The following is a 23,942-nucleotide window of genomic DNA, read 5'->3' as shown; positions in this document are numbered from 1 at the left end:
GGCTCAGACGGGGCTCAGGCTTGGCGACTGCAGGTTATGGGCAAGACCCGGTACTGACACCACCTCGCGACTTTCGGGGCAGTAGGCGCTGAGGTCACCGCCGTAGCAGGCGCCGGTGTCCACCATGACGATGTTCGGAAGACGGCGCACGTTGGGGCCGGGGGTGTGGCCGATCACGACATCACCGAAGCGACCGTCGTACTGCTCCCAGAAGCCCATGCGCACCCGCAGGTCCGGCTGCCAGGTGCTGGGGTTGAAGCCGGCGTGGGTGGCGACCCAGCTCTCCCCCCAGTAGGCCAGGGGCAGCTGCTCGAGGCGCTTCAGCCAGAGGGCGCATCCTTCTGGACCGAGTTGGCGGCGGGTCTCGGCGCCAGCGCCACCGCTGCTGCCGGGGGCGCTGCGCAGGGCGTCGATCAGATCCTGCTCATGGTTGCCCCGCAGCCAGATCGCGCGGCCGCTGTCCACCAGGCCCCAGATCCGCTCCATCGTGGCCGGGGTGTCGGGGCCGCGGTTGATGGCGTCGCCGCAAAAAATCAGACGGTCGCCTGCGGGCAGCTGGGCGAGGAGCTGCTCGAGGGAGCCCGAGCAGCCGTGCACATCACCGATCACCCAGTGGCGGGCTTTGCGACTGACGCTCGTCATATCCACCACTTTGGCCGGAGCCTTGACGATCTGTCAGCCCCTTGTGGGCATCCCCTCTCAGGCGCTGAAAACGGGATAACGTCCCCGTAACCACGCCCCTCTGGATGGAAAGCGAGACCCCCCAGAGCCCCCAGCCGGTCGACCCGCGCAGCCTCTCGGTCAGTCAGCGGGTGGCGATTTTGGTGAAGGCCCTCGATGGGGCCAAGCGCACGAACGAAGCTCTCGCCAAGTGCGCGAACGGCGACGAAATGGTGGAGGTGCTGCTGAACGCCTCCTCCAAATTGGGTCTGGGGTTGACCCAGGCGGACCTGACCCGCACGCCTCCGATCCGCGATTGGGTCTGGTGGAAGAACAAAGAGGCCGTGCTCACCATTGGTGACGCCAAGCCCCGCTATCAACAGGACGGAGCCCAGGGCCGGCCCACAGGGGACGAGCCCCGCAAGAAGTTCCTGGGCCTCTTCTGAGTTCAGGCGGCGCTGGCCAGGGCGTCGGGGATCGCGCTGGAGGGAGCTTCGAAGCTGCCCTTGGCGACGAACTCCAGGCGGAGCTTCATGAAGTCGATGAACTTCGGATCGGTGGAGACCACGGCGGCGGCCGGCTGGGGGACCTGATCGGCGATCGCCTTGAGCTCGGGGGCTTGCAGGAATGCGGGGCGCTTCACGAGCCAGAAGTCGATCGCCTTGCCCTGTTCGCCGTAATTGCGGACACGCTCGCGCAGCACCTCATCGAGGGGCTCTTCCACGGTGAGGAAGGCCTCACTGGCGGCCACGAAGTGGTACTGGGTCATGAACTGGTGCTGCCGAAGAGGGGTTCCCGGCAGGGATTCTGGACCAAAGCCTTCATCTGCCGCACGGCCTCCTCCAGGCCCACCGCCAGGGCCCGAGCCACGATGGTGTGGCCGATGTTGAGCTCCTCCATCCCTTCGATGGCGGCGATCGGCTCAACGTTTTGATAGGTGAGGCCATGGCCGGCGTTGACCCGCAGGCCCAGGCTGCGGGCGATGAAGGTGCCCTCCGTGATCCGCGCCAATTCCTTGGCTTGCTGCTGCCAGTTGGCTTCGGCGTAGGTGCCGGTGTGCAGCTCCACCCAGCGGGCACCGCTGGCCTGGCAGGCCTCCAGCTGGGCGGGCTCGGCGTCCACGAACAGGCTCACGCCGATGCCGGCGTCCTGCAGACGGCCGGAGATTCCCTTGATGCTGCTGAGTTGCCCGGCCACATCCAGGCCGCCTTCGGTGGTGACCTCCTCGCGCTTCTCAGGCACCAGGGTGACCAAGTCCGGCTTGATCCGCAGGGCGATTGCCTCCATCTCGGCGGTCGCCGCCATCTCGAGGTTCAGGCGGCTGCGGACCACCTGACGCAGCAACTCCACATCCCGGTCCTGGATGTGGCGCCGGTCTTCGCGCAGGTGCACCGTGATGCCGTCGGCGCCGCCCAGTTCGGCCAGCAGGGCATAGCTCACCGGGTCGGGTTCGACCGTGCGGCGGGCCTGGCGCACATTGGCGATGTGATCGATGTTGACGCCAAGGCTCGCCATGGCAACCGCTGCTTCTAGGCGGATCCTATGGATGGCGCCGCCGGGCCCGCTCGATTAACTGCCTGCCCCACGGGCTATCGCCTGGGGTTCGCCCCTAGTTTGCCTCGACAGTTTTTGCGAGGTTTCCCAGTCCGATGACGGCGTCAGGCACGGCATCGGTGGCCCTCACAGCGCGTGAGAAGAGTCTCTGCAATGGCATCAACCCCTGGTTGGCGCCCGTGGCGATGGTGCTCACCCAGGACGTCGCCCTGAAGGGCTTCTTTGGCGGCGGTCTGACGGTCTTGGGCCGGGAGAACCTGCCTGACGACGGTCCGGTCCTGCTTGCGCCGACCCACCGCTCCCGCTGGGATGCGCTGATGCTTCCCCATGCGGCCGGCCGCCGGGTCACCGGCCGGGACTGCCGCTTCATGGTCACCAGCGATGAGATGACCGGCCTGCAGGGTTGGTTCCTGCATCGCCTGGGCTGCTTCCCGGTGAACCCCCGCAAGCCCGCGGCCGCCTCGCTGCGCTTTGCCGTGGATCTGCTGGAGGGGGGCAATCAGCTGGTGATGTTCCCCGAGGGGAAGATCAACCAAAACGATCCCGCCATGCGCCTGATGCCCGGCCTGGCGCGCTTGACCGCCCTGGCGGAAGGCCAAGGGGTCGCGGTTCAGGTGGTGCCCGTGGGAATTGCCTATGGCCATGCCAAACCCCGCCTGGGTGATCAGGCCGCCCTCTGCTTTGGACCCTCGCTGCGGCTGGCTGGTCCCGAGCGTGAGCAGATCAAGGCCTTGACCGCCGAGCTCAGCGAACAGCTGCAGGTCGCCGAGCAGCGGGCACGGCAGGCGGTGGGGCGCCCTTTGCAACGCCCGTAGAGTTCACCCAATTCGCAAGTGGTCCCGTGCGCCGGCAGCTCGCCGCCTTCAGCCTCTCCGCCCTGGCGGCGGTTGTCCCTGGCCTGGTCTCCCAATCCGCCCTGGCCCAGGACGCCCAAAAGGTTCTGGCTTCCCCCAGCTCGGGGCTGAACCTGAGTGCCATCGAGGCCAAGGTGGCTGCCGGTGACGCCGCCGCTGCGGCCGGGAACCTGGAGCAGGCCAAGGCCGACTACGACTCCGCCCGGGAAGGCGCTCAGAACCTGACGCGCTTCTACCGCAGCCTCAGCGGTTCCTTCCGCGGCCTCGATGCCCGCATCCCCCGCGAGATGGACCAGAAGGGCCGTGCCGCCCTGGAACTGCAGGCCAAGATCGACCTGCGCCTGGCCGCCCTGCTGCGCCGGATGAACCAGCCCGCCGCCGCGGTGCCCCTGCTGGTGGAGGTCGTCCAGATCACCACTCCGGCGAACCCCATGGGCCAGAAGGCCTACCAGAGCCTGATCGAGCTGGGCTTCGTCACCACCCCCTTTGCCGGTGGTTCGGCTGCGGGCAACTGAGCTCAGCCCCGTCTTCTTACAGTCCCAAGCTCACGGATCTGAGGTCATGGTTCATCCCGACCAGGTGAAGGCCGCCATTGGCGTCGCCCTTCCCGATGCCTGCGTTGAGGTGGAAGATCTCACCGGCGGCGGTGATCACCTGCAGGTGAAGGTGGTCTCCTCCGCCTTTGAGGGTCTCAGCCGGATCAAGCAGCACCAGTTGGTCTACGGCGCGCTGCGCTCCGAGCTGGCCAGCGAAGCGATTCACGCCCTCGCCCTGCAGACCTCCACCCCCTCCTGATTTCTCGACACGTCCCATGGATTCCGCCCTTAAGCAGCGCCTCGATCAGCTCGTCGGCAACAGCCCGATCTTCGTCTTCATGAAGGGCAGCAAGTTGATGCCCCAGTGCGGCTTCAGCAACAACGTGGTGCAGATCCTCAACGCCATGGCTGTCCCCTTCGAGACCTTTGACGTCCTCTCCGACATGGAGATCCGTCAGGGGATCAAGGAGTACTCCGAGTGGCCCACCATTCCCCAGGTGTATGTCAACGGGGAATTCATCGGCGGCTCCGACATCCTGATCGAGATGTACAACTCCGGCGAACTCAAGGAAAAGCTCGCAATCGCGCTTGCCAGCTGAGCGAATCGTTTTCTCTAGTAGAAGGCTTCAGGGGCTCTGTTGGGCCCCTTTTTTGTGTCTGAAAACAGCTGAGCAGATCGTCTGAATCAGTTCCAGGGCACCCACGATCAATGCTGGCTGACGGCCCGCGTTGCCGTGGTGTCGTTGTCCCTAACGGCGCGTTTTCCGATCTGTGTCCACGCTTGGTTCATGGCAGTAACCCCGAACAGCCTCAACAGCACACCAAGCGACGACGACCTTGCGCTTCTCTGGCCTCAGACCCCTTACGCCTGCTGGATCGTCGAAACAACAGCCTGCCGCTGTGCCCTCTGCACAGCTCATCGGCGGGTGCGCTGGGATAGCCAAAAGCATTGACGACACAACGCCAGTGCGGTGACCCTCCCTATTTGGGGGCTATCCCAATGGGACGTCGCCACTGTTGAGTGAGGTATGGACCAACTCAGCACGCATCAATTGAGATCGCTTCGGCTGGATGCGCTTGCCCGTGACCACCAGGTCGTTTCTGATTTGAATCAAGGCATCACGAACGGGCCTGATGCTTTGGTGAAGGAGCTGATGGACGAACACGGTTGGCCAGCCCACGAAGCTCTGGATGCCGTACAACGACTACAGGAAAAGGCCCTTCGCGACACAACAGGTCAAGCAGCAGCCTGAGGGGCCTCGAGCAGCAGCTCTGGCTTTTGGGACTCCATCTGAGCCATAACCAATGGGTGCCATGCAGGCACGTTGAGGGGAGCCGGGGAGGTCACCGGCTTTTTTTTAAGCCTTACAAGAGACGAACTGTTTAGACATCTTTGAGAGATGTCCCCGACATGGCGATGGATGTTGCTTGGCGAGGCTTAGTCCTGAGCTAAATCTTTTGCCAGGCGGGCACGAAGACTGATCAAGCTTTTGAGTGTCGCGGGGTAGATGCTTCGATCACTTTCGTATTGCTTGATCAAGGCATCAATGCTCTTGAGGCGTTCTTCTGTTGTTGGTTCAGGCATTTCTCGGCTCTTCTTGTGGGATTGGACAGATATTCGTGATGCGCAAAAGCCGTCGGTGATGCCTCAGTCGTGAGGCTCATCAGGTCGTGATGAGTCGTGACTCAGACGCAAATCATGCAGGTTTTGTTGACTTCACCCTCTGGAAGTCATCGCTGAAGCGGCCGTATCGAAGACGGCAATGTGTTGGGAGCGCCTTTGATTGAGCTCACGATTGGGGCGCTCTTTTGAGACTGTTTGGTACGGGATCGTGAAGGCGCAGCCAGGTGGTGTGCCAACAGGTTGTAGGGAAAAGTCCCCGTCAGACAGACCTCCGTTTTGACGTTAGGCGCTAGCGGCTGGCTGGAGTGGAAGCCCGTGAACAATGGTTGTGAGAACGCGGCTTGCCCACGCCGGTCCTAGTTCCGGCCGGTCTCGTAGAGGGTGCTCAGGTCGCCGTTGGGGCCGATGAAGCTGGAAGGGTCCATGATCCAGCGGTCCACCAGTTCCTCGAGGCGGCGCTGGGCGATGGGGTCGAGGACCGCCGTGCGGCGCAGGGCGTGCAGGTAGCCGTCGGCATACAGCCGGAGTTCCGAAGGCCCGTGATAGCGATCCGCCAGGGCCTGGCAGGCATCGCAGAGGGACTGGAAATGGCGGATGGCTTCGGGGTTCTGCAGTGCGGTCATGGTTCGAGAAGAGGGCCTCGACCCGGTGGCCAGATATCAAGGCAGCGCCTGATACCGATATGCCTATGAAATTACCGATAGCGTAGTGAGAATCAAGGAGAAGGGCGTGTCCTCCACACCTCCCAGTCCTGAATCGAATCTGAAACGGGTTCTGGTGGTGGATCCTCACCCCACCTTGCGTACGGTTCTGGCTCAGCGTTTGCGCCAAGACGGTCACCTCACCGCCGCTGTCTCCACCGCTTCAGAAGCGGTCACCCTCTGTGAGGACCTCACCCCCGACCTGCTCGTCGCCGCTGAACTGCTCGAGGAAACCACAGCTCTGAAGTTGGCTGGTCAGCTGCGCTGTCCCGTCATGGTGCTCACGGCCCGCTCCGGTTCTGAGCCCGTCGTCTCCCTCTTGGATGCCGGCGCCGACGACGTCCTGCGCAAACCTTTTGGTCTCGAAGAACTCGCGGCCCGCTGCCGCCTGCTGCTGCGCCGAAGCGGAACCGGCCTGCAGGAACGGGTCTGCGTCGGTCCGCTCGAGGTGCACGTCCTGCTGCGTCAGGTCACCCTCCGGGATCAACCCGTCGAACTCAGCCCGCGGGAGTTCGCCCTGCTCTGCGCTCTGCTGATGCCCCCTGGCATCATTCGCAGCCGCAGCGAGCTGCTGCGCATGGCCTGGCCCCCCTTCAGCGGCGGCCCGCGCTCGGTGGACACCCAGGTGCTCACCCTCCGGCGCAAGTTGGAGCAGGCCGGCCTCGGCGAAGGCGGCGGCATCGAGACCGTGCGGCAGCAGGGTTACCGCTTCAGCCTCGACACCATCCCTGCCGATGGCCTCAGCCCAGCGACGCTGCCGGGAGCTCCCATCGCCCGCTGAGTAGAGCCCAGCCGACCATCGCTTCAAAGACCAGCATCGCCAGGCAGAGCCCGGCCAGGAGCTGGTAGGTCCAAGGGGGGCTGATCCGGCCGATGGAGCGCGTGTCCAGGCCTGTCTTCTGGCTGAACTGGGCCAGGAATCCTTCGAAGGCTTGCACCCGTTGGGGGAGCAGATAGGCCGAGCCGTCCTCTGTCCTGACGTAGAAGACGCGGCCTCCCTGGCTTGTGGCCACCGGCGTGAGCCCCGTCACCTGATCCCAGTTCAGGGACCAACCGCGGCGCAGCAGCCAGGAGCACCAGCGGGGGTAGCCCACCTGCAGACCGGCCTCGTTCAGGCTCACCTCTTCGCTGACCAGAGCCCAGACCAGGAGAAAGCCCACGGGCAGGGCGCCGATCAACCAGGGCTGCATGTTGCTTGGCGCCAGCCAGGGCAGGGGAAAGACCAGGGCGAGATAGAGGCTGACCAGCGTGAAGCGGATCAGCGGCGCCATCGGGTAGCGCTGCTCGCTCATCGGTCCTCCGGTGAACCGGGGAGGGGTTCGACCACGCTCGAGGGTTGGTAGCGCCCGCCGAAGACCTCCTGCTCGCGGCCCTTCCAGAACTCACCCAAGCGCATCAGATCGGCGTGGGCTTCGCGCAGTTTGGCTTCGAATTCCACCGGGTTCATTGTGTCCTTCGCCTCCTTCAGCTTGGTCAGCCGCAGCAGCTGCAGCATCCAAGGTTTGGAGAGTTCGCCCCGCTGCTCGAGGTAGCGGGCCAGCTCCTCGGAATTCGGCATCGCGGCGGCGGGCGTCAAGAGCGGCCACCCTATGGAGATGGTCTCCGCTTCTGCGAGTGTGGCGTTTGCGCGGCCCCCCCGCTGGGCCGCGGAGGCCGTCGTCTATCAGATCTTTCCCGATCGCTTCTGCCGCAGCGGGCGCTCGCCCCAGCAAAACGGCCTGGCCCTGGCGCCTTGGGGCAGTGCTCCGGATCCGCATGCGTTCCAAGGGGGGGACCTCTGGGGCGTGCTCGATCAGCTGGATCACCTCCAAGGGATGGGGGTCAGCTGCCTCTACCTCAATCCGATCTTCAGTTCGGCCGCCAATCACCGCTATCACGCCTACGACTACTTCCAGGTCGATCCGCTCCTCGGCGGTGAGCCCGCCTTTGAGGCCCTGCTCGCCGAGCTCAAGCGCCGGGGTCTGCGCCTGCTGCTCGATGGGGTCTTCAACCACTGCGGCCGCGGCTTTTGGGCCTTCCATCACCTGCTCGAGAACGGCCCGGCGTCGCCCTACCGCGATTGGTTCATCACCGAGCACTGGCCGCTGAACGCCTATCCGGGCTCTGGCGAGACCTGCGGGTACTACGCCTGGTGGAGCGATCCGGCCCTGCCCAAGTTCAACCACGCCAACCCCCAGGTCCAAGAGCACCTGCTCGCTGTGGGGCGCCACTGGATCGAGCGCGGCATTGATGGCTGGCGCCTCGATGTGCCCGATGAGGTGGAGCCTGCGTTCTGGGAGGCCTTTCGGCGGGAGGTGCGCGCGGTCAATCCCGAGGCCTGGATCGTCGGTGAGATCTGGGGGGACGCGCGCCCCTGGCTCGGCGGGCCGCACTTCGATGGGGTGATGAACTACCGGATCGCCTGGGGCAGCCTCGGCTGGGTCAGTGCCGGGGCGCTCGCTGAGGGCCACCACCGCGAGTCGATTCCCTACCAATGCCTCAGCACCGATCGCTATCGCGCGCTGCTGCTCGAGACCCTGGGTTGGTACCGGCCCGAGGTCAACTGCGCCCAGCTCAACCTGCTCGATAGCCACGACGTGCCCCGGGCCCTGCACATGCTTCAGGGGGACCTGGCGGCCCTGAAGCTCGCGCTCGTTCTGCTCTTTGCCCTGCCCGGTGCCCCCTCGATCTATTACGGCACCGAGGCCGGCCTCTCGGGTGGGGAGGAGCCCGCCTGCCGTGAAGCCTTCCCCTGGCGGGACCCGCCCGCGGACCTCAGCGGCTTCATCGGCTCACTCGCCCAGCTGCGGCGGGCGCACCCGGCCCTGCGTTCGGCGGAGCTCGAGCTGGAGCCGCTTGGGGAGGACGGCCTCTTGCTGATCCGCGGCAGCGGCAGCGCGCAGCGGTGGCTCGTGCTCAACCGCAGCCGCGACTCTGCCTTGGCCTTGCCCGATGGCGACCAGCTGGGGCCCCAGGACTGGCGGCTCTTGGCCTAGTCCGGCAGGGCCCAGGGGTTCAGGCCGAGGTCCGCACCGATGCGGTGGGCGCAGGCGAACCCGCTGAAGGCCACCGCGTTCAGGCCCTGACCCGGGAAGCAGGAATCACCCACGCAGTAGAGGTTCTGCAGTCCCGTGCGGTTGAAGGGCATCGGCAGCAGGCCCGGCAGGCGCAGGGCCGGGATCGGGCCGTAGCTGCCGCCCATGCGTCCCAGGAAGCGGCGGTGGGTGCGGGGCGTGCCGATCTCCTGGTGGCGGATCGCACCGCCCAGGCCCGGGAGGATGGCCTCGAGGCGCTGCACCAGGCGGGCGGCATCAGCGGTCTTCTTCGCCTTGTAGGCGCTGGGGCTGAGGGACGTCCAGGCCGCGATGTCGCTCGGGGTGAAGGTGTGGACGATGTGGTGCCCTTCTGGGGCGAGGGAGGGATCCAGCAGGGTCGGGATCGAGACGAAGATCACCCCCTGCTCGTCCTCCATCGCCGCCCAGTCCTCCAGCACCAGGTGGTGGCAGTGGAAGCCCTCCGGGATCACCGAGGCCTCCACCCCCAGGTGCAACGAGAGGAAGGAGGGGGAGGGCTTGTAGCGGCGGCGCCAGGTGGTTTCGGCCTTGGGGGTGTGGGCGGCATCCACGAGCGGTTGGCGCACCGAACCCTGGCCCGCAAAGGTGTCCCAGCGGGTCGCGTTGCTCACCACGCGGCGGGCGTGGATCGTTTCGCCATCCGCGAGCTTCACGCCGGTGGCCTGGCCGTTCTCGATCAGCACCTCGGTGACGCGGGCCTCGTAGCGGATCTCGCCGCCGTGGCTCTCGAGGCCCGCCACCAATTTCTCGGCGATCACCCCAACGCCTCCCTTGGGGTAGTTGATGCCGCCGGCATGGCGATCCGAGAAGACCATCCCGGCGTTGATCATCGGCGTGAGGTCCGCCGGCATCACGCTCCAGCAGAAGCACTCCATGTCGATCAGCTTCAGCAGCTGCTCGTCCTGGATGTGTTTGCGGGCCACATCGCCGACGTTGAAGGGCAGCCAGCGGGCCAGCCCCAGGCAGGCCAGGGGCGCCTTGAAGAAGACCTTGGCCAGGTAGGCCGGGTCCTCGAGCGACAGCAGCGGCATCGCATCGAGGCAGTTGAACACCTGCCAGCAGGTGTCGTAGAAGGCGCGGATGCCCTTGGCTTCGTGGGGGAAGAGTCCCGTCAGGCGGGCGATGAAGGCTTCGTAGTCCCGGTCGACGGCCACGTTCAGGCCGCCGGGCAGGTGGTATTCGAGTTGGGCGGGATCCGGCACCGTCTCGCAGTGCTGGCCCACATCGCCCAGGGCCCGGGTGAGCAGGTTCGTGTGGCCCTTCTCCCCGAAGCCAAAGATCATCGAGGCGCCCACGTCAAACGTGTAGCCCTCGCGGCGGAAGCTGCCCCCCGATCCTCCCGGGATCAAGTAGCGCTCCAGCACCAGGGTCTTGGCCCCCTTGGCGGCCAGTTGGGAGGCGGTGACCAGGCCGCCGATGCCCGAGCCGATCACGATCACGTCCCAGGAGGGCTTGGTCACGGCGGGGGCGGCGGAAGCAGCCTGGACCCTAGGCGGCGACCAGGCTTTGCTCGCAGAAGGGGGCCAGGTCGCTCAGGGCCCGGTCCCGGTAGGCGCCATAGCGGCGGCGCTTGTCGCGGATGCGCTCGGGAAGCTCCGGCAATAGGCCGAAGTTGGGGGGCATCGGCTGGAACTTCTCGCTGGGGGCCTCGGCGATGAAGTGGGTCAGGGCACCGCACATCGTGGTGTGTGGCAGGTTGATCGGCGCGAGGCCCTGGGCGAGGCGGGCGGCGTTGGTGCCGGCCAGCCAGCCGCCGGCCACGGCCGCGGCGTAGCCCTCGGTGCCGGTGATCTGCCCGGCGGCCAGCAGGGTGGGGCGCGTGCGGAACTGCAGGGTGGGATCGAGCAGCTGGGGCGCCTCCAGGAAGGTGTTGCGGTGCATCACCCCGAAACGCACGAACTCCGCGTTCTCCAGGCCGGGGATCATCCGCAGCACCCGCTTCTGCTCGCCCCACTTGAGGTTGGTCTGGAAGCCCACCAGGTTCCAGAGGCGGCCGTCCTTGTCCTCTTGGCGCAGTTGGACCACGGCGTAGGCGCGCTTGGCGCGGCGCACGTCCCGGTCGTTGACATCGCCCCAGCGCGGATCCCAGAGGCCGATGGGCTTGAGGGGGCCGTAGCGCATGGTGTCCTCGCCGCGGCGGGCGAGTTCCTCGATCGGCAGGCAGCCCTCGAAGAAGGAGGCGTTCTCCTTCTCGAAGTCCTTGAGCTCGGCCTGCTCGGCGGCCAGCAGGGCCTCGCGGAAGGCGAGGAACTGCTCTTTGTCCATCGGACAGTTGATGTAGTCGGCGTCGCCCTTGTCGTAGCGGGAGGCGCGGAAGGCAATGGAGAGGTCGACGCTCTCGCCTTCGACGATCGGGCTGGCCGCGTCAAAGAAGTGGCAGTCCCCCCGGCCGGTGAAGGCGCGCAGATCCTCGGCGAGGGGTTCGCTGGTGAGGGGACCGGTGGCGAGCACCGTGATCTGCTCAGGTTCGGGCAGCGCCTGTTGCTCATCGCGCACCACCGTCACCAGGGGGTGCTGCTCAAGGGTTTCCGTCAGGGCGGCGCTGTAGCGGCCGCGGTCCACCGCCAAGGCACCGCCGGCGGGAACGGAATGCTGGTCTGCGGTCCCGATCACGAGGGAGCCGAGGCGGCGCAGTTCCTCCTGCAGCAAGCCAGCGGCCCGATCACTGCTGAGGGCGCCAAAGCTATTGCTGCAGACCAGCTCGGCGAACTCGCTGCTGTGGTGGGCGGGGGAGCGGCGCACCGGCCTCATTTCTACAAGCCGCACCGGTATGCCAGCTCGGGCGATCTGCCAGGCGGCCTCGGTTCCGGCCAGGCCTGCTCCGATCACCAGGACGGATTGGGGGCTGGATTGAGACACGAGAAACCGGCTCCGCCTGAATTGATCAGGCTAGGAGCCGGCGGGTGGGCGCTTGGCTTCAGCCGTTGGCGCGCTTGAGCATCATCTGCAGTTGGCCAACGGCGGCGCGGCCGATGTTGAACACAGCCCAGCTGGCGGCCAGAAGGATCGGGGTCACAACAAGCAGGAGCCGTGCGTCCATGACTGGGGGCAAAAGAAGTGCCGAGATCTTACGAACATCCGCTCCCTCGCACGTCGATGCGTTGAAGGGCTGATCGAATTCGCAGCAATTGACCGCCTCAGTGGAAGCCCAGGTCGGTGGAGCGGCCCGCATGGGCCATGGCCAGTTGTCGGTAGCGGCGGGCGTGCTCGCGCTGCTCGGCGGCCTGCTCTTCCGAGAGTTCGCGCTTGACCTGGGCTGGGGCGCCCATCACCAGGGCCCGCGGCGGCACGTCCTTGGTGACGACGGCTCCGGCGGCCACCAGGGCCCCTTCGCCCACGCTGACGCCGTTGAGGACGATCGCGCCGATGCCGATCAGGCAGCCGTCGCCTAGGGTGGCGCCATGGACGACGGCACGATGGCCGATGGTCACGTCCGCTCCGATCAGGACCGGTTGACCGGGGTCGCCATGGAGCACGGCCCCGTCTTGGACGTTGCTGCCTTCGCCGATGACGATCGGGCAGACATCAGCGCGGGCCACCGCGGTGGGCCAGAGGCTCGAGCCAGCGGCCAGTTGAACGTCGCCGATCAGCACGGCGCTTTCCGCGACCCAGGCTTCGGGATGGACGGACGGTGTGGGCCACGGAGCGCTGGCCATGGGCGTGCTGCAAACGACGACTTGGCCCGCATTCTCGGGGGGTTTGAAGCGGGCACCTCCGGGTGATACGTTCACTCGGTGCCCAGTTGTGGGCGCCCCCAAACGACGGTGTTTAACCTGAGTTCGGGCGGGTCGTTAGCTCAGCGGTAGAGCACTCGGCTTTTAACCGATTGGTCCTCAGTTCGAATCTGAGACGACCCATTTTTCAATCGCTCGATCGTCCCTTCCGGCGGTCGAGCTTTTTTGTGTCTTCGGCTCAGTTCAGCCAGCTGAAGATCAGCTGCAGCAAGCCAAAGCCCAGCAGACAGAAGCCAGCCAGTAGGGACAGAGTTGGTGCCAAAGGGCTGGGCCAAATTCACCTGTACCCGCTCTACAGGAGCGGAGGTCCGGCCTTGGCTACGAAAGGCACAGAGCACAAAAAAAGCGAGCCGCAGCCCGCCTCGAGAAACCTCTTTACGAAGTGTAAAGGGTCTTTTGAGACCGCCGTGAGACGGCTTTAGCCGATCAGCTGATCGATCTCGAGTTCCGGTCGCCGCAGCAGCGCGAAGAGGGTGCCGGCATTGCCGCGGCAGATCCGCAGCTCCCGGTCCACGACGGTGATGTCCAGCCAGGCCGGGAACGACTGCTGGACGCTCTGGAGCCATTGCAACCGCCGGCCCCCCAGGCTGGGCCCCACCCAGCCGCCGCGGCGAAAGCGCACCTGCACCCGCTGGGCTCGGTCGGGATCGAGGGCGAGTTCGGCTTCCACGGCGATCCCCGCCACGGCCCCCAGGGGGCCGGGTAGGCGTAGCAGATTCACGCCCTTGCCCTGGGAGGGGGCCAGGCCCTGGAGGTTCTCCAGCCAAGGGGCAACCGTGAGGTAGGGCTGTTTGCTGCTGCTCCAGCGCAACTCCCAGACCCCCTCCAGCAGCTCCTGGGTGGTGGGGTCAGAGAGGTCCGCCGGTTGGTTGCGCTCGATGGCCTGGATCAGAGTTTCGACCTGCTCGCGCTCTTGGTTGGCCCGGCCCCGAGGCTGTTGCCGCAGCAGCGTGAGGAGTTCCCGCCGCTCCGGGGGGCTGGTCTTGCCCATCAGGATGCCTGGACCGCTTGGCGGGCGTTGACCGTCAGGCTCACCTCGGCCTCGGTGTCGACGCTGAAGAGGCTCCAGCGGGCCTCGGGGGCCGGCTGCCCCAGGCGCTGGTCCCACTCAATCCGTTGGCCGCCGTAGGTGAGGCCGACGCAGGTCAGGCTCTCGTCATCGGCGAGCAGGCTCCAGAGCAGGGCGAGCTGGCTGCGCTCATAGCTCTCGGGCAAGGCGGCTTCGGCTTCGCTGGCGACCACCCCGGGTTCGAGGCTCAGGGCTTCCTGCCGCTCCCAGCTCAGGAAGCGGCCGTCGTGGGTGGGATAGAACCAGCAGGTCTCGTTCACCGCCTCCTGCAGCGGGAAGCGATCCACGCAGCGGAGCACCTCGGGATCAGGGCCGCGCTGATAGACGCCGATGGCGTTGGCCTGGGGATCAAAGTGCGGGACGACTGCATCGCAGATCAAGCGGCGCATGGCGCTGCCGCTGCCGGGGTCCAGCTGGCCGTCCCAGGGCAGCCCGGCAAGGTCGCTGGTCTCGGTTTCAGCGGCGCTGAAGAGGCGCAGGGAAAAGCCTGTGCTCGGACCCTGCAGGGCACGGAGCGCCGTCCAGCTGGTCTCCCCCTCGGGCAGCTGGGCCAGCGGGGCGATCCGAAACACCAAGGGATGGGCCATGGAGCTGATTCTGGCGAGGCCAGAGGGCCACTTCATAGATTCTTAAGCAAATCTGAAAAGCGTTGTGTCCTGTTTGACCCGGTGGTGCCTTTGACCGCGGCCGTTTCGTCTCCCTCCCTGCGGCCGATCAGCACCGCCGATCAGGACTTCCCCAGCAAGGCCGAGCTGCTTGGCGCCCTGCCCGAGGAGCTCCTGCGCCATGACCCGCTCAAGTCCTGGGGCAGCCTCGCCCTCTCCTTGGGTCTCTCCCTCTTCGCCTATGGCCTGGGGACCCTGATTCCCCTGAGCTGGGCGGCCCTGCCGCTCTGGCTTCTCTACGGGGTGGTCACCGGCACGGTGGCCATGGGTTGTTGGGTCCTGGCCCATGAGTGCGGCCACAACGCTTTCCATCCCAACCGCCGGGTTGAGGGGGTGGTGGGCTTCGTGCTGCACAGCCTGCTGCTAGTTCCCTACTACTGCTGGGCCCGCAGCCATGCGGTCCACCACGCCTACTGCAACGAGCTGGAGCGGGGGCAGACCCATGTGCCCCCGCGGGCGAGCTCGCCCATGGGGCAATTCACCGAGGGACTGGTCCACAAGCTCGGTCGCCCCCTGGCGGGCCTCGTGGCCTTGTTCAATCACCTCGTGATCGGCTGGCCGCTCTACCTGCTGCTCGGTGTCACTGGCGGTGAGGCCTATGGCCGTTCGGTCTCCCACTTCCGGATGCCGAAGCCCGGCGTTCCCCTGCAGCGTCCCCTCTTCCCCCGCGCCTTCCGCCGCTGGATGGTTCGCTCCAACATTGGCCTGGTGGTGGTGCTGGCGGCCCTTGTCCTGGCGGCGATTCAGTTCTCGCCACTGCGGGTGCTGGCGGTCTACGGCCTTCCTTATCTGGTGGTGAATGGCTGGCTGGTCATCTACACCTGGCTGCAGCACACCGATGTGGAGATCCCGCACTACGACTCCCAGCGCTGGACCTGGGTGAAGGGGGCGCTGCAGACCGTGGACCGTCCCTACGGCCCGCTGATCAACCTGCTGCACCACGGCATTGGCTCAACCCACGTCTGCCACCACGTGAACTCGGCCATCCCCCACTACAACGCCTGGCGCGGGACGGCCCTGCTGCGGCAGCGCTACCCCGAGCTGGTGCGCTACGACCCCACGCCGATCCACAAGGCCCTCTGGCGTGTGGCGACGCGTTGCAAGGCGGTGCGGCAATCGCCGCTGGATGGGGCCTTCTACTTCTGAACCATGGCTGATCACAACGGACAGCAGCTCAGTGCCCGCGAGATGGTGCGGGCACACACCTACCCGGTGCTGGGGGCGATCGCCAGCTTCAGCCTGCTGGCCCTGGCGCTGCTGCAGATCCCCCAGGCGGTGAAGACCCACCGCTACAACCGCTGCATCGATGCCCAGGTGAGCCTGCGCAGCACCAGCAACCTCGAGGGGCAGCAGGGGCCAGGCAAGCTCATCGACTTGAAAGCAGTGCAGCACTGCGAAGGGCTCTAAGCCTCTGAAGGGAGGTCCTCCTCCCAGAGCCCCATCCGCATCAGCCATTGGTTGGATTGGCTGCGGGGCCAGCCGTGGTCGAGCTCGAGCACATCGGCGATGGAGACCATCAGATCGAAGAGCTCGGCTTCAAAGCCGCCCCGTTGATCGGCGAGGGCTTTGAGCTCTTGGGCCAGTTGCAGCAGCTCGAGCTCGGCGAGCCAGTCCCCCTGCTCAAAGGAGCGGCGCCGGGGACTGGGGGCTAGGCGCCGCTGGCTGAAGAGGGGCAGCAGTCCACCCAGCAGTTGGGTGAGGTCTTGAAGTCGCAAGGTTCGTTTTTCAAAGGCCCTCAAGGGTTCCGGGGCGCAAGCCGCAGGCCTGGCGGCAATCGAGCCATTGGGCCAGGGGAACCCCTAGGCGGATGGCGATCTCCGCATCGCTGAGGTCCAGTTCCAGCCAGCGGCGCGCCTTGACCCAGAGCTCGCGGTAGCGGTGGCTGATGCGCACGGCGAAGCCGGTGTCGCGCAGGTGGTGCAGCAGTTCCCCTTTGACCTTGCTGACCAGGTAGCTAGAGGGGCGGTAGCCCCTGCGGGGATCGAACTGGGCGGCTCCTTTGCAGAGACCCTCGTAGGCCGGGCTGAGCAAGTCCTCCAGCGGCATGCCCCAGCGGCGGGCGTAGCGCTGGGCTTGTTGATGGGCTAGGCCCAGGTGCTGGCAGGCAAAACGGCGTTGCTCAGAGCTGAGGCGCGTTGGCATGGCGTTCAAACAGGTGCGGGAGGCTACCCGCGCCGGTCAAGGCCAAAGAACGGCGAAAGAAAGGAGCCGTTCGAGGCGTAAAGACTCCAGTGGCGTTGGTTCGCGGGCCACAGCTGTGCAGCAACCGGCCACGGCTGTGGGCAGCGCCGGGGCAGGGGCAGCGGCCAGAACCGCTCCAGAACGCCCGAAACCCATGGCCACCCAATTGCTGTTGACCGCCCACCACCACCAGGTGATGGCCATCGCCTGTGAGCGGGGGATGTGGCTGCCTTTGCCCTTGCCCGCCGAGAAGCTGCCCTCGCTCTTCTATTTGGCGGCGCTGGCTCCAGCGGCGGAGGCGATCACCGCACTCGCCGAGATCCGCTGGTTTGAGCCCTGGTGTGGAGAGCTCTGGCTGCCGATGCTCGGGCGGCTGTTGCCCCTGCCCCGTCCGGTGCCGCTAGGCGATCGCGACGCCCTCACGGGGTGGCTCCCTAGCCGGAGTGATCAGTTCCGCTTGCTGGATCTGCTGCCGCTGCTGGAGTCCCCGCGGCTCAGTGATCTGGTGTGCGGCAAGCCAGGTCGCGGGGGCGCACGAGGCCCTGGCCGAGCCCCCAGGCGAGCAAGGCGCGTTGATCGCGCACGCCGACTTTGCGGTAGAGCGCACTGAGTTGACGGCGGATGGTGTCGCTGCGCCGTTGTTCGAGCGCGGCGATCTCCCGGCTGTTGAAGCCGCGGGCGAGCAGCTCCAGCAGGTGCTGCTCGCTGTGCTGCAGGGGGATCAGCCGCGCCGGTTGCTCCCGTAGCCGCTCCCCCAGCAGGGGATCGAGGGACTGCAGGCCGCGCATCAGCATCAGCACCGCCTGGAGCAGGCGGCCTTCGCCGCAGTGTTGGCGGCAGCAGAGGCCGTCGGCGCCACTGCGCCAGAGCTGAGCGAGTCGCTCCTGGGGAATCGCCGCATCCAGGCAGACCAGGACGGTCGCGCCGGGTAGGCGTTCGATTAACTCCAGGGCTCCGCCATCGGCGAGCTCGTCATCACAAATCAGCAGCAGTTTTTGCTGCTGAGGTAGCGGCAGGGCGAGCAGTTCAGCGATGGACCGTGCCGCCCAATCGCAGTCCTCGAGGAGGAGCGAGACGATCCCAATCAGGCGTTCATCGGCAGAGCAGACCGCAATGCACCAGTCCTGCTGCAGTTCGGCCACGGCCCGCTGCAGCTGATGGATCTGTTGGCGGAGGTCCTCAGGATTCACGGCCCCTGGTTTGCCATCCGCTCTTTAGCGGCGGAGCCTGAGACGAGGTCGATTCTTTGGTTTTGACTTAAGAAGCGAAAGCCCCAATTGCGCAGGTCTGGGTGTCATGCCAGCTGCGCAGGAGGGCTTCTAAGTGCTCCGGCTGAATCACCCTCTTGGCCGTGCTCAGCTGGGCGGCCAGCCAGCGCAGACTGGGCTGTCTTCCCATGTACCGCAGGACTTCTTCGTTGAGCCGTTGGGCCTTGAGCACCAGGGCTGCTTGATCACGGGGGAAGGCAATGTTGCGGCGATCGCGCTCGCAAGAACGCCGTAATCCGCGGTGGATCCAGAAGCTGGCGTAGGTGGAGAAGCGATAGCCCCGGGCCGGATCAAATTTCTCCGCAGCCCGCAGCAAATTGAGTGCCCCTTCCTGCAGGGCATCGGTCGTGGCGGCATCATCCGCGCTGAGCTGGCTGTGGTGTTGTCTCCAGCTGAAGGCCACCAGGGCGAGGTTGTGGCGGACCAGCTGATCGCGGGCGCGTTGGCCCCGTTTGCGAATGGCCCGCGGCGCTTGACCTGGGCCACCGGGATGGTGCTGCCAGCGTTGAATCAGGCGGGCCAACTCCAGCACGCTGCGCTCCGGCAGGGGCAGGTGCAGGCGGCTCAGCCTCAGCCAGTCGCGCACGGATGGATGCATGCCCGCTCCCTTCGCTAGCTGGAGTGTTCCCACTGGTTTCTCCGTAGCTACAGCTCGGGTATGGACAATCCCTTTCGCCAGTTGCTGCGGGCCGATGAGCGCTCCTATGTCTGGCTCAAGAGAAAGCTTGGGCTCAAGAGCGAATACCAAGGGGCCTGGCTGGCCTGGGGCGTTGGTTTCTTGATGGGGCTGTTGATCGGGGCGCTCTGGCTTTAGCGCTCCAGCAGCGCCCGGCCGCGGCGGTGAATCGCCTGGGCGTACTCCGTCCAGGTGCCCTGGCCCCAGTAGCGAAAGCAGCTGGTCTCAAGCAGCAGAAGGTGCAGCAGCGCCTCCTGGTAGTCGGGGTCGCGGCTTTGGGGTGTGGGATAGCGCCGGTGGAAAGCGGCGCTGAGTTGGGCCATCGGTTCAAGGACGCTCTCGTAGCCCTTCACCCAACTGAGGTCGTTGGTCCAGGAGGCCCCTTCGACGTTGCAGCCGGCGTCGATTCGCGCTTGGAGCTCCTCGCTGCTCCAGTATTCGTCGAGTCCATCGAGGAGTTGCTGCTGACCGGCGGCCTGAATGGCGGGGAGGTCAGCGGTGTCGCCCAGGAGCTCGAGGTATTCGCTGCCGTTGATGGCGGCGGTGCCGGCTTGGTTGGCGCAGCGTTGGTGGGCCTGGATGAAGGCCTCCGGGAATTCGTTCATCATTACGCCGCCGTTTTCGCCATCGGCGATCTGGGAGACGAGGGACGGCACGCTGATCGCTCCCAAGGGGAGCCGATCGCGGTTGATCGCCTCGTAATAGGGCTGCATCTGGCCGACCAACTTGGTGTCGGAGCCCTGGGTCTTGATCAAGGCGGTGATCTCGCGGCGCTCCCCCCGTCCGTTGCGGGCGATGAGGCGATTTGGGACGTACTTCTGGGCCTCGCTCAGGGGTTCGCCGCTGAGGGTCTCGACGCTGTGCTCCTGGAGCAGAAGCCAGCGGTAGCCGGTCTGCTGCAGGGCCTCCACCAGAGCAAAGAGGGTGTCGGGGTGATTGGGCAGGGCCATCTCCGGCAGGGAGAAACCGCGCACCCGCTGCAGGGCCTCCAGGCCGAAGGCCGCGGCGAACTGGTGCTGCCAGGCTTCGATCTGCAGCCGGAGATCCGGGATCGGCGTCGAGGGGGCGACGGCGTGGCCCCAGAAGGTGCCGAGCCACTCGACGTGCCGTTGCATCTGGGGATCACAGGCCAGGTAACGCCAGGCCTCGGTGATGTCGCGGCGGCCCATCTGCTCGGCCCCCCAGAGCAGATTGCCGGAGATGTCGAGCATGATCCGCGGGCTGCAGCCCTGCTCGATGAGCTGTGGGATCAGATCAGCCAGGCGCCGGTAGCACTGCGCGAAGGGCTCGGCGTTGTGGTTATCCCCCTCGCCGGGGTGCTCCAGCATGTACTGCAGGTGGGAGATCAGCGCTCCATCGGGGCCGGCCGGGATCGTCGGCTGATGCATGTGCAGCGCGCAGGCAAACCCCGAGCGCAGCTGATCGAGCTGCAACGGCGACTGCCCAGACCAGTAGGGGCCGCCGGCGGCCATGGCGGAGCGGATCTCGGTTTCGCGGCCGCAGAGGTGGGGGGTTATCGGCATTGCAGGACCGTCCCGAACCAGTCGATCCGTGTGGAGCCCTGGTGTTGCCAGAGCTCCACACCGCGGGCGGTGTAGCGGGCGCCGCTGGCGGAGCGGGCGCGCTCGAGCGCGACGTGTTGATCGCCGACGGCGAGATCAGCGCCGCTTGGCGTATAGGCCACCGAAATGGCGTCCTTGCTGCCGCGGCACTGCAGCGCTTTGCGCCAGAAGACGCTCAAGGTGTAGTCGCCCTCGCGGTTGAAGCGCAGGCCCTGGGCGCTGGCGCTGCGTTGATAGCTCTGCCCCTGCTGATCGGCCGGGAAGCGAAAGGCCCAGCGCTGGCCCATCAGGACGTTGACGTTGCCGTGGCGTTGGGAGAACTGACAGGGGCCGGACTCCACCGCAATGGTGTGGTCATGGCGGCTGAGCTGGCAGTAGGCGAGGGTGCTGTCGGCCCGGGCGGGGAGCACAGGCCCCAGGCCGAGGAGCGCCAGCAGGATCAAGCGCGAGCGGGGCATGGCTCCTGCGGTATGGGCTTGCCGTCCAACTGTGCAGAGGCCTGGCGGTTCTGCCCACAAATCAACCGGACAAAGAAAAACCCCCGGGTGAGGCCCGGGGGTTCAGGTTTCCTCTGCGTGTTGAAGCTCAGTTCTTAGTCATGGCAGCGGCACCGCCGAAGGCTGCACTGACGATGGCGATGACGGCAAGGATTTCCATGGTTGGGAGATGTGTTGGGTGAGTGCAATTTCTCCTGCGTAGGACCTTGGTGTTTGTTCAATCTGAACCCAGTTCACAGAATCTGGTTTCCGTTGCTACTGATGGGGAAATTGCTTCGCGAATGCGTCTCTTCCTGACGGGAGCGCGCATCAATACCTATTCCTTTGAAGGTGTTCAGAGCGGACAGTTCACTTCTGTTGGTCTCCCAACCCTGGAGACATCCCCCCCCCCCGTCTATTGGCCATGCAATCGACGTCCAGCCCTAGCTCTCAATACGTCCGCCCTGCTGTGCAGCAGGCGGTTTGGAGCTGGCGTGAGGAGGTGATGCGTCAGCCCCATTGCCATCCGGCGGAGTTGCAGCGCAACCTCAATCCCGCTGAGGGCATGCCGCGGCGCTGAAGCCAGCGCTCGGTACTTCTGCTGCTTGATTCAGGGCTAGGTGCTGTGCCTGGATGGATGCATGACGCCTGAATTGGCTGCTGACGTTCTGGAGGCGCTCTTGCTTCTCCACGAAGAGCTTTCGGCTGACCCGGAGGCCCCTTGGTACGTGGGAACGCCGGATCAGACCCAGGTGCTGCATGACGAGCTCTGGTTGCTGGCTGGGGCTAACCCCGAGATCAAATCTTCAGCTCTGGTGGAGCTTTGGTACAGCGGTGGTCACTCCAAGCTGCTGCCGGTGAAGTGCATCGGTGAGTTGGTGAGCAGCCGCCATCAGTTGGTGGCCAGCGCGGTTTAAGAGGCTCTGGCTGGGAGCCGATGGCAGCAGTAGCTTGCGACCAGCAAGGGCGTTGAACCATGCAACACAGCGATCTGGATTCCTGGATTCAGGAGATTCCCTCGACGTATCACGCCACGATCACAACCTTGAGTGCAAAAGCGTCCGAGGTGGATCAACTCAAAGCACGCATTCAGGAGTTGGAGGACGAGAACGAGGACCTCAAGCGCAAGCTTGCGCTTGACTCTCCTCAATAGGTTCCTAAGAACTGCTAAGGCCTTCTGACGAACACGTCATCGTCCTTAGGTTGGTGCCGTAGCCAGAACTTGTGGAACGCAAGCCATGGGTACGGGATGTTCCACCGCCGGTAGGAGTACCGGCGGTTTTTTATTGGCAAGACGATGGCTCCAGGTCTTCTGGTGAAGCCTTTGGCACGATGGAGTGCATCGAGGCCGGCACAACTGTGTTGAGCACAGTTGCCGGTGGGGCGGGGCCTTACCGCTCGATTGGCCCTAACGGTTCTCTGCTCGCATCAGTGGCCTGCAGGTGGCGCTTGATCCGGTGATAGGGTTGAGTTGAACACAAGAGAACGTTGAGTGCTGGTCCGCAACGATCCAGCTCCTCAACCGGATAACGCGATAGCTGAGACCATCCTTCCTTCGTGACGTATCCCTCCCGTTAGAGCGATACGTTTTTCAGGATCTTCTTGTAAGGGCCGTCCCCCTTGTTAGGGCTGCTGTGATGAGCCTTGACGGGCATCGGCTCGACTGAGCGTTTGAATATCGAACCGTTGTTCCTCTCAATCCGAGAACAAATGGCACGACAATCTCATTGGCATCTGTGTTCTATACCCTCCAGTTCGTGATGTATGCACATCCCACGCCTCAAACCCAGCATTCACTCTGATCCATCTCACGACGATCTTTGGTCGGCTCAAGCCAAGCGCTATTACCGCCTTGGTCCGAAGACGGTTTCAGTTCAATCCGGCACGACTGAAGTGAGCTACCAGGATCTCGTCAGCGGAGAGAGGGTGATTGGCGCATAAGCCGTTGCACTGTCTTTGGGCACGATTAGGCAACGGTGGCCTGATCCATGGCCCAGCACTCCGTCGCTCCGCCTGAAAACAGGCACACCATGGTCATGTCCGGGTCAATGACCCTGTAGGTCGATCCGTCTGCAAAGTTCTTCAGCCTTGCGTGGAGGTGAGCAAGGTCGTGGTCTGGATGTTCCTCGGTTTGCCTCCAGCCCTTGCTGGTGAGTCTTTCGATGATGAACACGGCTGTCTCTGAGGTGGGGCCACAAGGTCGGCCATTGCGAGCTAGTTGGGTGAAAACGACAGAAACTCCTTGGGATCACGCCACAGGTGGGGGACTAAAAGGGGCTCGCTCGGTAGCGGCCGCTACTGCTAGCGCTGGAGCTTGCTTTCTCCAGTCGCGCGTGACGCGTCACCGTGATGTTGATTGGCTTCTCACTGAGCGCCTTGCGTTCAAAAGCGCATCTCGTGCTGTCTGAGAGAGCGAATGGGACGGGTTGATCCCAAAGTGAATCCACTAATTGTTGGTCAAATCATTGAGCGAAGTGAGAGTTGGTTCAGTCACCAACGTTCTGCACTGTCATGGCTGTTGTGATCCAGAGCCGAGCTCCAAATGAAGAGTCTTGGCACCTTGAAGGCAGTAAACGCAATCATTTCAAGGCCTACTTGACCGCACTGGCGAAGGCACGGGTCACGGGTCGGATCTATCGCCTTGTTGATCTTGATGGAGCAGTGCTTGAGCAGATTGAGAAGCACCCTTCTCGTGGCTGAAGCGCTTGACTTGGGCCATTGGCACCCAAGCCCCGCCTCAATGATGAGCAACGCCGGGGAAAGAGCCAGAACGTCCCATGGATCTCTCGATCACTCGGAGCGACTCCTTGGAGCAACCGTGGTTCTCATCTGGCCAAGCGTGTTTGAGCGGCACCGCCTTATTCCGGTGTGCCTGAGCCCATCCAATCGGGGCTGTGTTTGATCACAGCAGAGCAGAACTGCAACAGCTCCTGGGGCGTCATGTCGTGCTTGGCGTCATTGGTGCGCCAGGCGCAGATCACGAAGTCGGCCTCTCCTTGGTTGCTGCGCTGATCAATGGTGGGGAGCATCGCGTAGCGCTTTTTGCTTTCGCCTTTGCCCGTGGCGGGGTCTCGGTTGTCGTAGGTGCCGATCAGCTCCCAGGCGAGTCCTTCCCCGGTCCAGTGGTCGCGGCCCTCTGAGGCCAGCACCGCCTCATGGATTGCCAGGCGGTACTGCTGCACGTTGCCCACGCCACCGCGTTTCTGATCGCGCTTGGCCAGCGTCACCGCCTTGCGCTGCACCCAGCCCGGGTAGGTGCCTTTCACGGCATCCGGGATCCAGTCGGGGGCGGGGGTGTTCATCACAGGCCCGTGCGCATCTGAAGCATC

The 23,942-nt window shown here is 65.1% G+C and carries 36 protein-coding genes and 1 tRNA gene; 17 read left to right on the top strand and 20 right to left on the bottom strand.

Going from position 1 to position 23,942, the window contains the following annotated elements; genetic code table 11:
* Window positions 1-3: 3 nt before the first annotated feature.
* Window positions 4-642 (bottom strand): metallophosphoesterase, encoded by a 639-nt coding sequence (locus H0O22_RS05560; RefSeq protein ID WP_185187977.1) that lies wholly within the window; start codon window positions 640-642, stop codon window positions 4-6.
* A 104-nt stretch (window positions 643-746) separates the two neighbouring features.
* Between H0O22_RS05560 and H0O22_RS05555 the strand changes: the two genes are divergently transcribed.
* Window positions 747-1,106 carry a hypothetical protein gene (locus H0O22_RS05555; RefSeq protein ID WP_185187976.1) on the top strand — a complete coding sequence of 120 codons (360 nt, stop codon included), beginning with the start codon at window positions 747-749 and terminating at the stop codon, window positions 1,104-1,106.
* Between the two features lie 2 nt (window positions 1,107-1,108).
* On the opposite strand, the gene H0O22_RS05550 is transcribed toward H0O22_RS05555, so the two are convergent.
* Window positions 1,109-1,429: an MgPME-cyclase complex family protein gene (locus H0O22_RS05550; RefSeq protein WP_185187975.1), complete on the bottom strand. Its 321-nt coding sequence runs from the start codon at window positions 1,427-1,429 to the stop codon at window positions 1,109-1,111.
* Window positions 1,426-2,175: a pyridoxine 5'-phosphate synthase gene (locus tag H0O22_RS05545; RefSeq protein WP_185187974.1), complete on the bottom strand. Its 750-nt coding sequence runs from the start codon at window positions 2,173-2,175 to the stop codon at window positions 1,426-1,428. Before H0O22_RS05545 ends, H0O22_RS05550 begins: the two co-directional genes overlap by 4 nt.
* A gap of 134 nt (window positions 2,176-2,309) precedes the next feature.
* On the opposite strand from H0O22_RS05545, the gene H0O22_RS05540 reads away from it, so the two are divergent.
* The 5 genes from H0O22_RS05540 (at window position 2,310) to H0O22_RS05520 (ending at window position 4,857) form a co-directional block, all read left to right on the top strand.
* On the top strand, window positions 2,310-3,029 hold the full coding sequence (locus tag H0O22_RS05540; protein ID WP_185187973.1) for a 1-acyl-sn-glycerol-3-phosphate acyltransferase: 720 nt from the start codon (window positions 2,310-2,312) through the stop codon (window positions 3,027-3,029).
* Window positions 3,030-3,055: 26 nt separating this feature from the next.
* Window positions 3,056-3,583: a hypothetical protein gene (locus H0O22_RS05535; protein ID WP_185187972.1), complete on the top strand. Its 528-nt coding sequence runs from the start codon at window positions 3,056-3,058 to the stop codon at window positions 3,581-3,583.
* 46 nt (window positions 3,584-3,629) lie between these two features.
* Window positions 3,630-3,863, top strand: a complete 234-nt coding sequence (locus H0O22_RS05530; protein ID WP_010317824.1) for a BolA family protein — start codon at window positions 3,630-3,632, stop codon at window positions 3,861-3,863.
* Window positions 3,864-3,879: 16 nt separating this feature from the next.
* Window positions 3,880-4,203, top strand: coding sequence for a Grx4 family monothiol glutaredoxin (grxD, locus tag H0O22_RS05525; protein ID WP_185187971.1), 324 nt, complete (start codon window positions 3,880-3,882; stop codon window positions 4,201-4,203).
* 429 nt (window positions 4,204-4,632) lie between these two features.
* On the top strand, window positions 4,633-4,857 hold the full coding sequence (locus H0O22_RS05520; RefSeq protein ID WP_185187970.1) for a hypothetical protein: 225 nt from the start codon (window positions 4,633-4,635) through the stop codon (window positions 4,855-4,857).
* Between the two features lie 727 nt (window positions 4,858-5,584).
* Here the strand turns inward: H0O22_RS05520 and H0O22_RS05515 are convergent.
* Window positions 5,585-5,851, bottom strand: coding sequence for a DUF6761 family protein (locus tag H0O22_RS05515; RefSeq protein ID WP_185187969.1), 267 nt, complete (start codon window positions 5,849-5,851; stop codon window positions 5,585-5,587).
* Between the two features lie 106 nt (window positions 5,852-5,957).
* On the opposite strand from H0O22_RS05515, the gene H0O22_RS05510 reads away from it, so the two are divergent.
* Window positions 5,958-6,710, top strand: coding sequence for a response regulator transcription factor (locus tag H0O22_RS05510; RefSeq protein WP_185187968.1), 753 nt, complete (start codon window positions 5,958-5,960; stop codon window positions 6,708-6,710).
* Here H0O22_RS05510 and H0O22_RS05505 read toward each other — a convergent pair.
* Window positions 6,670-7,221, bottom strand: coding sequence for a hypothetical protein (locus H0O22_RS05505; RefSeq protein ID WP_185187967.1), 552 nt, complete (start codon window positions 7,219-7,221; stop codon window positions 6,670-6,672). The two genes, H0O22_RS05510 and H0O22_RS05505, sit on opposite strands and share 41 nt — an antisense overlap.
* Window positions 7,218-7,487 carry a hypothetical protein gene (locus H0O22_RS05500; RefSeq protein ID WP_185187966.1) on the bottom strand — a complete coding sequence of 90 codons (270 nt, stop codon included), beginning with the start codon at window positions 7,485-7,487 and terminating at the stop codon, window positions 7,218-7,220. Before H0O22_RS05500 ends, H0O22_RS05505 begins: the two co-directional genes overlap by 4 nt.
* A gap of 31 nt (window positions 7,488-7,518) precedes the next feature.
* Here H0O22_RS05500 and H0O22_RS05495 point away from each other — a divergent pair, with 31 nt between their 5' ends.
* Window positions 7,519-8,904 carry a glycoside hydrolase family 13 protein gene (locus H0O22_RS05495; protein WP_185187965.1) on the top strand — a complete coding sequence of 462 codons (1,386 nt, stop codon included), beginning with the start codon at window positions 7,519-7,521 and terminating at the stop codon, window positions 8,902-8,904.
* On the opposite strand, the gene crtH is transcribed toward H0O22_RS05495, so the two are convergent.
* From crtH to H0O22_RS05475, 4 genes are all read right to left on the bottom strand, one after another.
* The gene (gene crtH, locus H0O22_RS05490) at window positions 8,901-10,442 is read right to left on the bottom strand and encodes a carotenoid isomerase (RefSeq protein ID WP_185187964.1); all 1,542 of its coding nucleotides are present in this window, start codon (window positions 10,440-10,442) and stop codon (window positions 8,901-8,903) included. The genes H0O22_RS05495 and crtH overlap by 4 nt on opposite strands.
* A gap of 28 nt (window positions 10,443-10,470) precedes the next feature.
* Complete coding sequence (gene trmFO / locus H0O22_RS05485) at window positions 10,471-11,841, bottom strand: FADH(2)-oxidizing methylenetetrahydrofolate--tRNA-(uracil(54)-C(5))-methyltransferase TrmFO (protein ID WP_185187963.1); 1,371 nt, start codon at window positions 11,839-11,841, stop codon at window positions 10,471-10,473.
* A 58-nt stretch (window positions 11,842-11,899) separates the two neighbouring features.
* Window positions 11,900-12,022, bottom strand: coding sequence for a photosystem II protein Y (locus tag H0O22_RS05480; RefSeq protein ID WP_185187962.1), 123 nt, complete (start codon window positions 12,020-12,022; stop codon window positions 11,900-11,902).
* 97 nt (window positions 12,023-12,119) lie between these two features.
* Window positions 12,120-12,638, bottom strand: a complete 519-nt coding sequence (locus H0O22_RS05475) for a gamma carbonic anhydrase family protein (protein ID WP_185187961.1) — start codon at window positions 12,636-12,638, stop codon at window positions 12,120-12,122.
* Between the two features lie 129 nt (window positions 12,639-12,767).
* Here H0O22_RS05475 and H0O22_RS05470 point away from each other — a divergent pair.
* Window positions 12,768-12,839: transfer RNA gene (locus tag H0O22_RS05470), tRNA-Lys, on the top strand.
* Between the two features lie 295 nt (window positions 12,840-13,134).
* Here the strand turns inward: H0O22_RS05470 and H0O22_RS05465 are convergent.
* Both H0O22_RS05465 and H0O22_RS05460 read right to left on the bottom strand, forming a co-directional pair.
* Window positions 13,135-13,707, bottom strand: coding sequence for a PAP/fibrillin family protein (locus H0O22_RS05465; protein WP_185187960.1), 573 nt, complete (start codon window positions 13,705-13,707; stop codon window positions 13,135-13,137).
* Window positions 13,707-14,372, bottom strand: a complete 666-nt coding sequence (locus H0O22_RS05460; protein WP_185187959.1) for a hypothetical protein — start codon at window positions 14,370-14,372, stop codon at window positions 13,707-13,709. Before H0O22_RS05460 ends, H0O22_RS05465 begins: the two co-directional genes overlap by 1 nt.
* 84 nt (window positions 14,373-14,456) lie before the next feature.
* On the opposite strand from H0O22_RS05460, the gene H0O22_RS05455 reads away from it, so the two are divergent.
* A complete protein-coding gene (locus tag H0O22_RS05455) occupies window positions 14,457-15,596 on the top strand; it encodes a fatty acid desaturase (protein ID WP_255439501.1) in 1,140 nt (379 codons plus the stop codon).
* A 3-nt stretch (window positions 15,597-15,599) separates the two neighbouring features.
* The gene (locus tag H0O22_RS05450) at window positions 15,600-15,857 is read left to right on the top strand and encodes a hypothetical protein (RefSeq protein WP_185187957.1); all 258 of its coding nucleotides are present in this window, start codon (window positions 15,600-15,602) and stop codon (window positions 15,855-15,857) included.
* On the opposite strand, the gene H0O22_RS05445 is transcribed toward H0O22_RS05450, so the two are convergent.
* Window positions 15,854-16,165: a hypothetical protein gene (locus tag H0O22_RS05445; protein WP_185187956.1), complete on the bottom strand. Its 312-nt coding sequence runs from the start codon at window positions 16,163-16,165 to the stop codon at window positions 15,854-15,856. The genes H0O22_RS05450 and H0O22_RS05445 overlap by 4 nt on opposite strands.
* A gap of 10 nt (window positions 16,166-16,175) precedes the next feature.
* A complete protein-coding gene (locus H0O22_RS05440; protein WP_185187955.1) occupies window positions 16,176-16,592 on the bottom strand; it encodes a sigma factor in 417 nt (138 codons plus the stop codon).
* Here H0O22_RS05440 and H0O22_RS05435 point away from each other — a divergent pair.
* Window positions 16,591-17,241, top strand: a complete 651-nt coding sequence (locus tag H0O22_RS05435; protein ID WP_185187954.1) for a hypothetical protein — start codon at window positions 16,591-16,593, stop codon at window positions 17,239-17,241. The two genes, H0O22_RS05440 and H0O22_RS05435, sit on opposite strands and share 2 nt — an antisense overlap.
* Here the strand turns inward: H0O22_RS05435 and H0O22_RS05430 are convergent.
* Window positions 17,126-17,821 carry a response regulator transcription factor gene (locus H0O22_RS05430; protein ID WP_185187953.1) on the bottom strand — a complete coding sequence of 232 codons (696 nt, stop codon included), beginning with the start codon at window positions 17,819-17,821 and terminating at the stop codon, window positions 17,126-17,128. The genes H0O22_RS05435 and H0O22_RS05430 overlap by 116 nt on opposite strands.
* A 67-nt stretch (window positions 17,822-17,888) precedes the next feature.
* Window positions 17,889-18,497, bottom strand: a complete 609-nt coding sequence (locus H0O22_RS05425) for a sigma factor (RefSeq protein ID WP_185187952.1) — start codon at window positions 18,495-18,497, stop codon at window positions 17,889-17,891.
* Window positions 18,498-18,557: 60 nt separating this feature from the next.
* On the opposite strand from H0O22_RS05425, the gene H0O22_RS05420 reads away from it, so the two are divergent.
* Window positions 18,558-18,713 carry a hypothetical protein gene (locus H0O22_RS05420; protein ID WP_185187951.1) on the top strand — a complete coding sequence of 52 codons (156 nt, stop codon included), beginning with the start codon at window positions 18,558-18,560 and terminating at the stop codon, window positions 18,711-18,713.
* On the opposite strand, the gene H0O22_RS05415 is transcribed toward H0O22_RS05420, so the two are convergent.
* Window positions 18,710-20,098: a glycosyl hydrolase family 57 gene (locus H0O22_RS05415; protein WP_185187950.1), complete on the bottom strand. Its 1,389-nt coding sequence runs from the start codon at window positions 20,096-20,098 to the stop codon at window positions 18,710-18,712. The genes H0O22_RS05420 and H0O22_RS05415 overlap by 4 nt on opposite strands.
* A complete protein-coding gene (locus tag H0O22_RS05410) occupies window positions 20,089-20,595 on the bottom strand; it encodes an MliC family protein (protein WP_185187949.1) in 507 nt (168 codons plus the stop codon). The genes H0O22_RS05415 and H0O22_RS05410 overlap by 10 nt, the downstream gene beginning before the upstream one ends.
* Before the next feature lie 442 nt (window positions 20,596-21,037).
* On the opposite strand from H0O22_RS05410, the gene H0O22_RS05405 reads away from it, so the two are divergent.
* From H0O22_RS05405 to H0O22_RS05395, 3 genes are all read left to right on the top strand, one after another.
* Window positions 21,038-21,193, top strand: coding sequence for a hypothetical protein (locus H0O22_RS05405; protein WP_185187948.1), 156 nt, complete (start codon window positions 21,038-21,040; stop codon window positions 21,191-21,193).
* Window positions 21,194-21,254: 61 nt separating this feature from the next.
* Complete coding sequence (locus H0O22_RS05400; RefSeq protein WP_185187947.1) at window positions 21,255-21,530, top strand: hypothetical protein; 276 nt, start codon at window positions 21,255-21,257, stop codon at window positions 21,528-21,530.
* Between the two features lie 59 nt (window positions 21,531-21,589).
* A complete protein-coding gene (locus H0O22_RS05395; RefSeq protein WP_185187946.1) occupies window positions 21,590-21,766 on the top strand; it encodes a hypothetical protein in 177 nt (58 codons plus the stop codon).
* Between the two features lie 813 nt (window positions 21,767-22,579).
* Here H0O22_RS05395 and H0O22_RS05390 read toward each other — a convergent pair.
* On the bottom strand, window positions 22,580-22,786 hold the full coding sequence (locus H0O22_RS05390; protein ID WP_185187945.1) for a hypothetical protein: 207 nt from the start codon (window positions 22,784-22,786) through the stop codon (window positions 22,580-22,582).
* A 338-nt stretch (window positions 22,787-23,124) separates the two neighbouring features.
* Here H0O22_RS05390 and H0O22_RS05385 point away from each other — a divergent pair, with 338 nt between their 5' ends.
* A complete protein-coding gene (locus H0O22_RS05385) occupies window positions 23,125-23,313 on the top strand; it encodes a hypothetical protein (protein ID WP_185187944.1) in 189 nt (62 codons plus the stop codon).
* Window positions 23,314-23,471: 158 nt separating this feature from the next.
* Here H0O22_RS05385 and H0O22_RS05380 read toward each other — a convergent pair whose 3' ends face one another.
* Window positions 23,472-23,915, bottom strand: coding sequence for a hypothetical protein (locus H0O22_RS05380; RefSeq protein ID WP_185187943.1), 444 nt, complete (start codon window positions 23,913-23,915; stop codon window positions 23,472-23,474).
* Between the last annotated feature and the right edge of the window lie 27 nt (window positions 23,916-23,942).

The organism is Synechococcus sp. LTW-R (assembly GCF_014217875.1).
Lineage (GTDB): Bacteria > Cyanobacteriota > Cyanobacteriia > PCC-6307 > Cyanobiaceae > Vulcanococcus.
Note: the sequence above shows the minus strand (reverse complement) of the source record. Positions and strands in the feature narration are given on the sequence as shown.

Coding starts and splice junctions, on each gene's coding strand:
- H0O22_RS05530 (WP_010317824.1), top strand. CDS start 3,630: ATGGTTCATCCCGACCAGGTGAAGGCCGCCATTGGCGTCGCCCTTCCC.
- H0O22_RS05410 (WP_185187949.1), bottom strand. CDS start 20,595: ATGCCCCGCTCGCGCTTGATCCTGCTGGCGCTCCTCGGCCTGGGGCCT.
- H0O22_RS05435 (WP_185187954.1), top strand. CDS start 16,591: ATGGCGTTCAAACAGGTGCGGGAGGCTACCCGCGCCGGTCAAGGCCAA.
- H0O22_RS05500 (WP_185187966.1), bottom strand. CDS start 7,487: ATGCCGAATTCCGAGGAGCTGGCCCGCTACCTCGAGCAGCGGGGCGAA.
- H0O22_RS05465 (WP_185187960.1), bottom strand. CDS start 13,707: ATGGGCAAGACCAGCCCCCCGGAGCGGCGGGAACTCCTCACGCTGCTG.
- H0O22_RS05480 (WP_185187962.1), bottom strand. CDS start 12,022: ATGGACGCACGGCTCCTGCTTGTTGTGACCCCGATCCTTCTGGCCGCC.
- H0O22_RS05460 (WP_185187959.1), bottom strand. CDS start 14,372: ATGGCCCATCCCTTGGTGTTTCGGATCGCCCCGCTGGCCCAGCTGCCC.
- H0O22_RS05550 (WP_185187975.1), bottom strand. CDS start 1,429: ATGACCCAGTACCACTTCGTGGCCGCCAGTGAGGCCTTCCTCACCGTG.
- H0O22_RS05385 (WP_185187944.1), top strand. CDS start 23,125: ATGGCTGTTGTGATCCAGAGCCGAGCTCCAAATGAAGAGTCTTGGCAC.
- H0O22_RS05475 (WP_185187961.1), bottom strand. CDS start 12,638: ATGGCCAGCGCTCCGTGGCCCACACCGTCCGTCCATCCCGAAGCCTGG.
- H0O22_RS05420 (WP_185187951.1), top strand. CDS start 18,558: ATGGACAATCCCTTTCGCCAGTTGCTGCGGGCCGATGAGCGCTCCTAT.
- H0O22_RS05545 (WP_185187974.1), bottom strand. CDS start 2,175: ATGGCGAGCCTTGGCGTCAACATCGATCACATCGCCAATGTGCGCCAG.
- H0O22_RS05555 (WP_185187976.1), top strand. CDS start 747: ATGGAAAGCGAGACCCCCCAGAGCCCCCAGCCGGTCGACCCGCGCAGC.
- H0O22_RS05440 (WP_185187955.1), bottom strand. CDS start 16,592: ATGCCAACGCGCCTCAGCTCTGAGCAACGCCGTTTTGCCTGCCAGCAC.
- H0O22_RS05450 (WP_185187957.1), top strand. CDS start 15,600: ATGGCTGATCACAACGGACAGCAGCTCAGTGCCCGCGAGATGGTGCGG.
- H0O22_RS05540 (WP_185187973.1), top strand. CDS start 2,310: ATGACGGCGTCAGGCACGGCATCGGTGGCCCTCACAGCGCGTGAGAAG.
- H0O22_RS05520 (WP_185187970.1), top strand. CDS start 4,633: ATGGACCAACTCAGCACGCATCAATTGAGATCGCTTCGGCTGGATGCG.
- grxD (WP_185187971.1), top strand. CDS start 3,880: ATGGATTCCGCCCTTAAGCAGCGCCTCGATCAGCTCGTCGGCAACAGC.
- H0O22_RS05515 (WP_185187969.1), bottom strand. CDS start 5,851: ATGACCGCACTGCAGAACCCCGAAGCCATCCGCCATTTCCAGTCCCTC.
- H0O22_RS05395 (WP_185187946.1), top strand. CDS start 21,590: ATGCAACACAGCGATCTGGATTCCTGGATTCAGGAGATTCCCTCGACG.
- H0O22_RS05415 (WP_185187950.1), bottom strand. CDS start 20,098: ATGCCGATAACCCCCCACCTCTGCGGCCGCGAAACCGAGATCCGCTCC.
- H0O22_RS05425 (WP_185187952.1), bottom strand. CDS start 18,497: ATGCATCCATCCGTGCGCGACTGGCTGAGGCTGAGCCGCCTGCACCTG.
- H0O22_RS05560 (WP_185187977.1), bottom strand. CDS start 642: ATGACGAGCGTCAGTCGCAAAGCCCGCCACTGGGTGATCGGTGATGTG.
- H0O22_RS05400 (WP_185187947.1), top strand. CDS start 21,255: ATGACGCCTGAATTGGCTGCTGACGTTCTGGAGGCGCTCTTGCTTCTC.
- H0O22_RS05380 (WP_185187943.1), bottom strand. CDS start 23,915: ATGAACACCCCCGCCCCCGACTGGATCCCGGATGCCGTGAAAGGCACC.
- H0O22_RS05405 (WP_185187948.1), top strand. CDS start 21,038: ATGCAATCGACGTCCAGCCCTAGCTCTCAATACGTCCGCCCTGCTGTG.
- H0O22_RS05495 (WP_185187965.1), top strand. CDS start 7,519: ATGGAGATGGTCTCCGCTTCTGCGAGTGTGGCGTTTGCGCGGCCCCCC.
- H0O22_RS05505 (WP_185187967.1), bottom strand. CDS start 7,221: ATGAGCGAGCAGCGCTACCCGATGGCGCCGCTGATCCGCTTCACGCTG.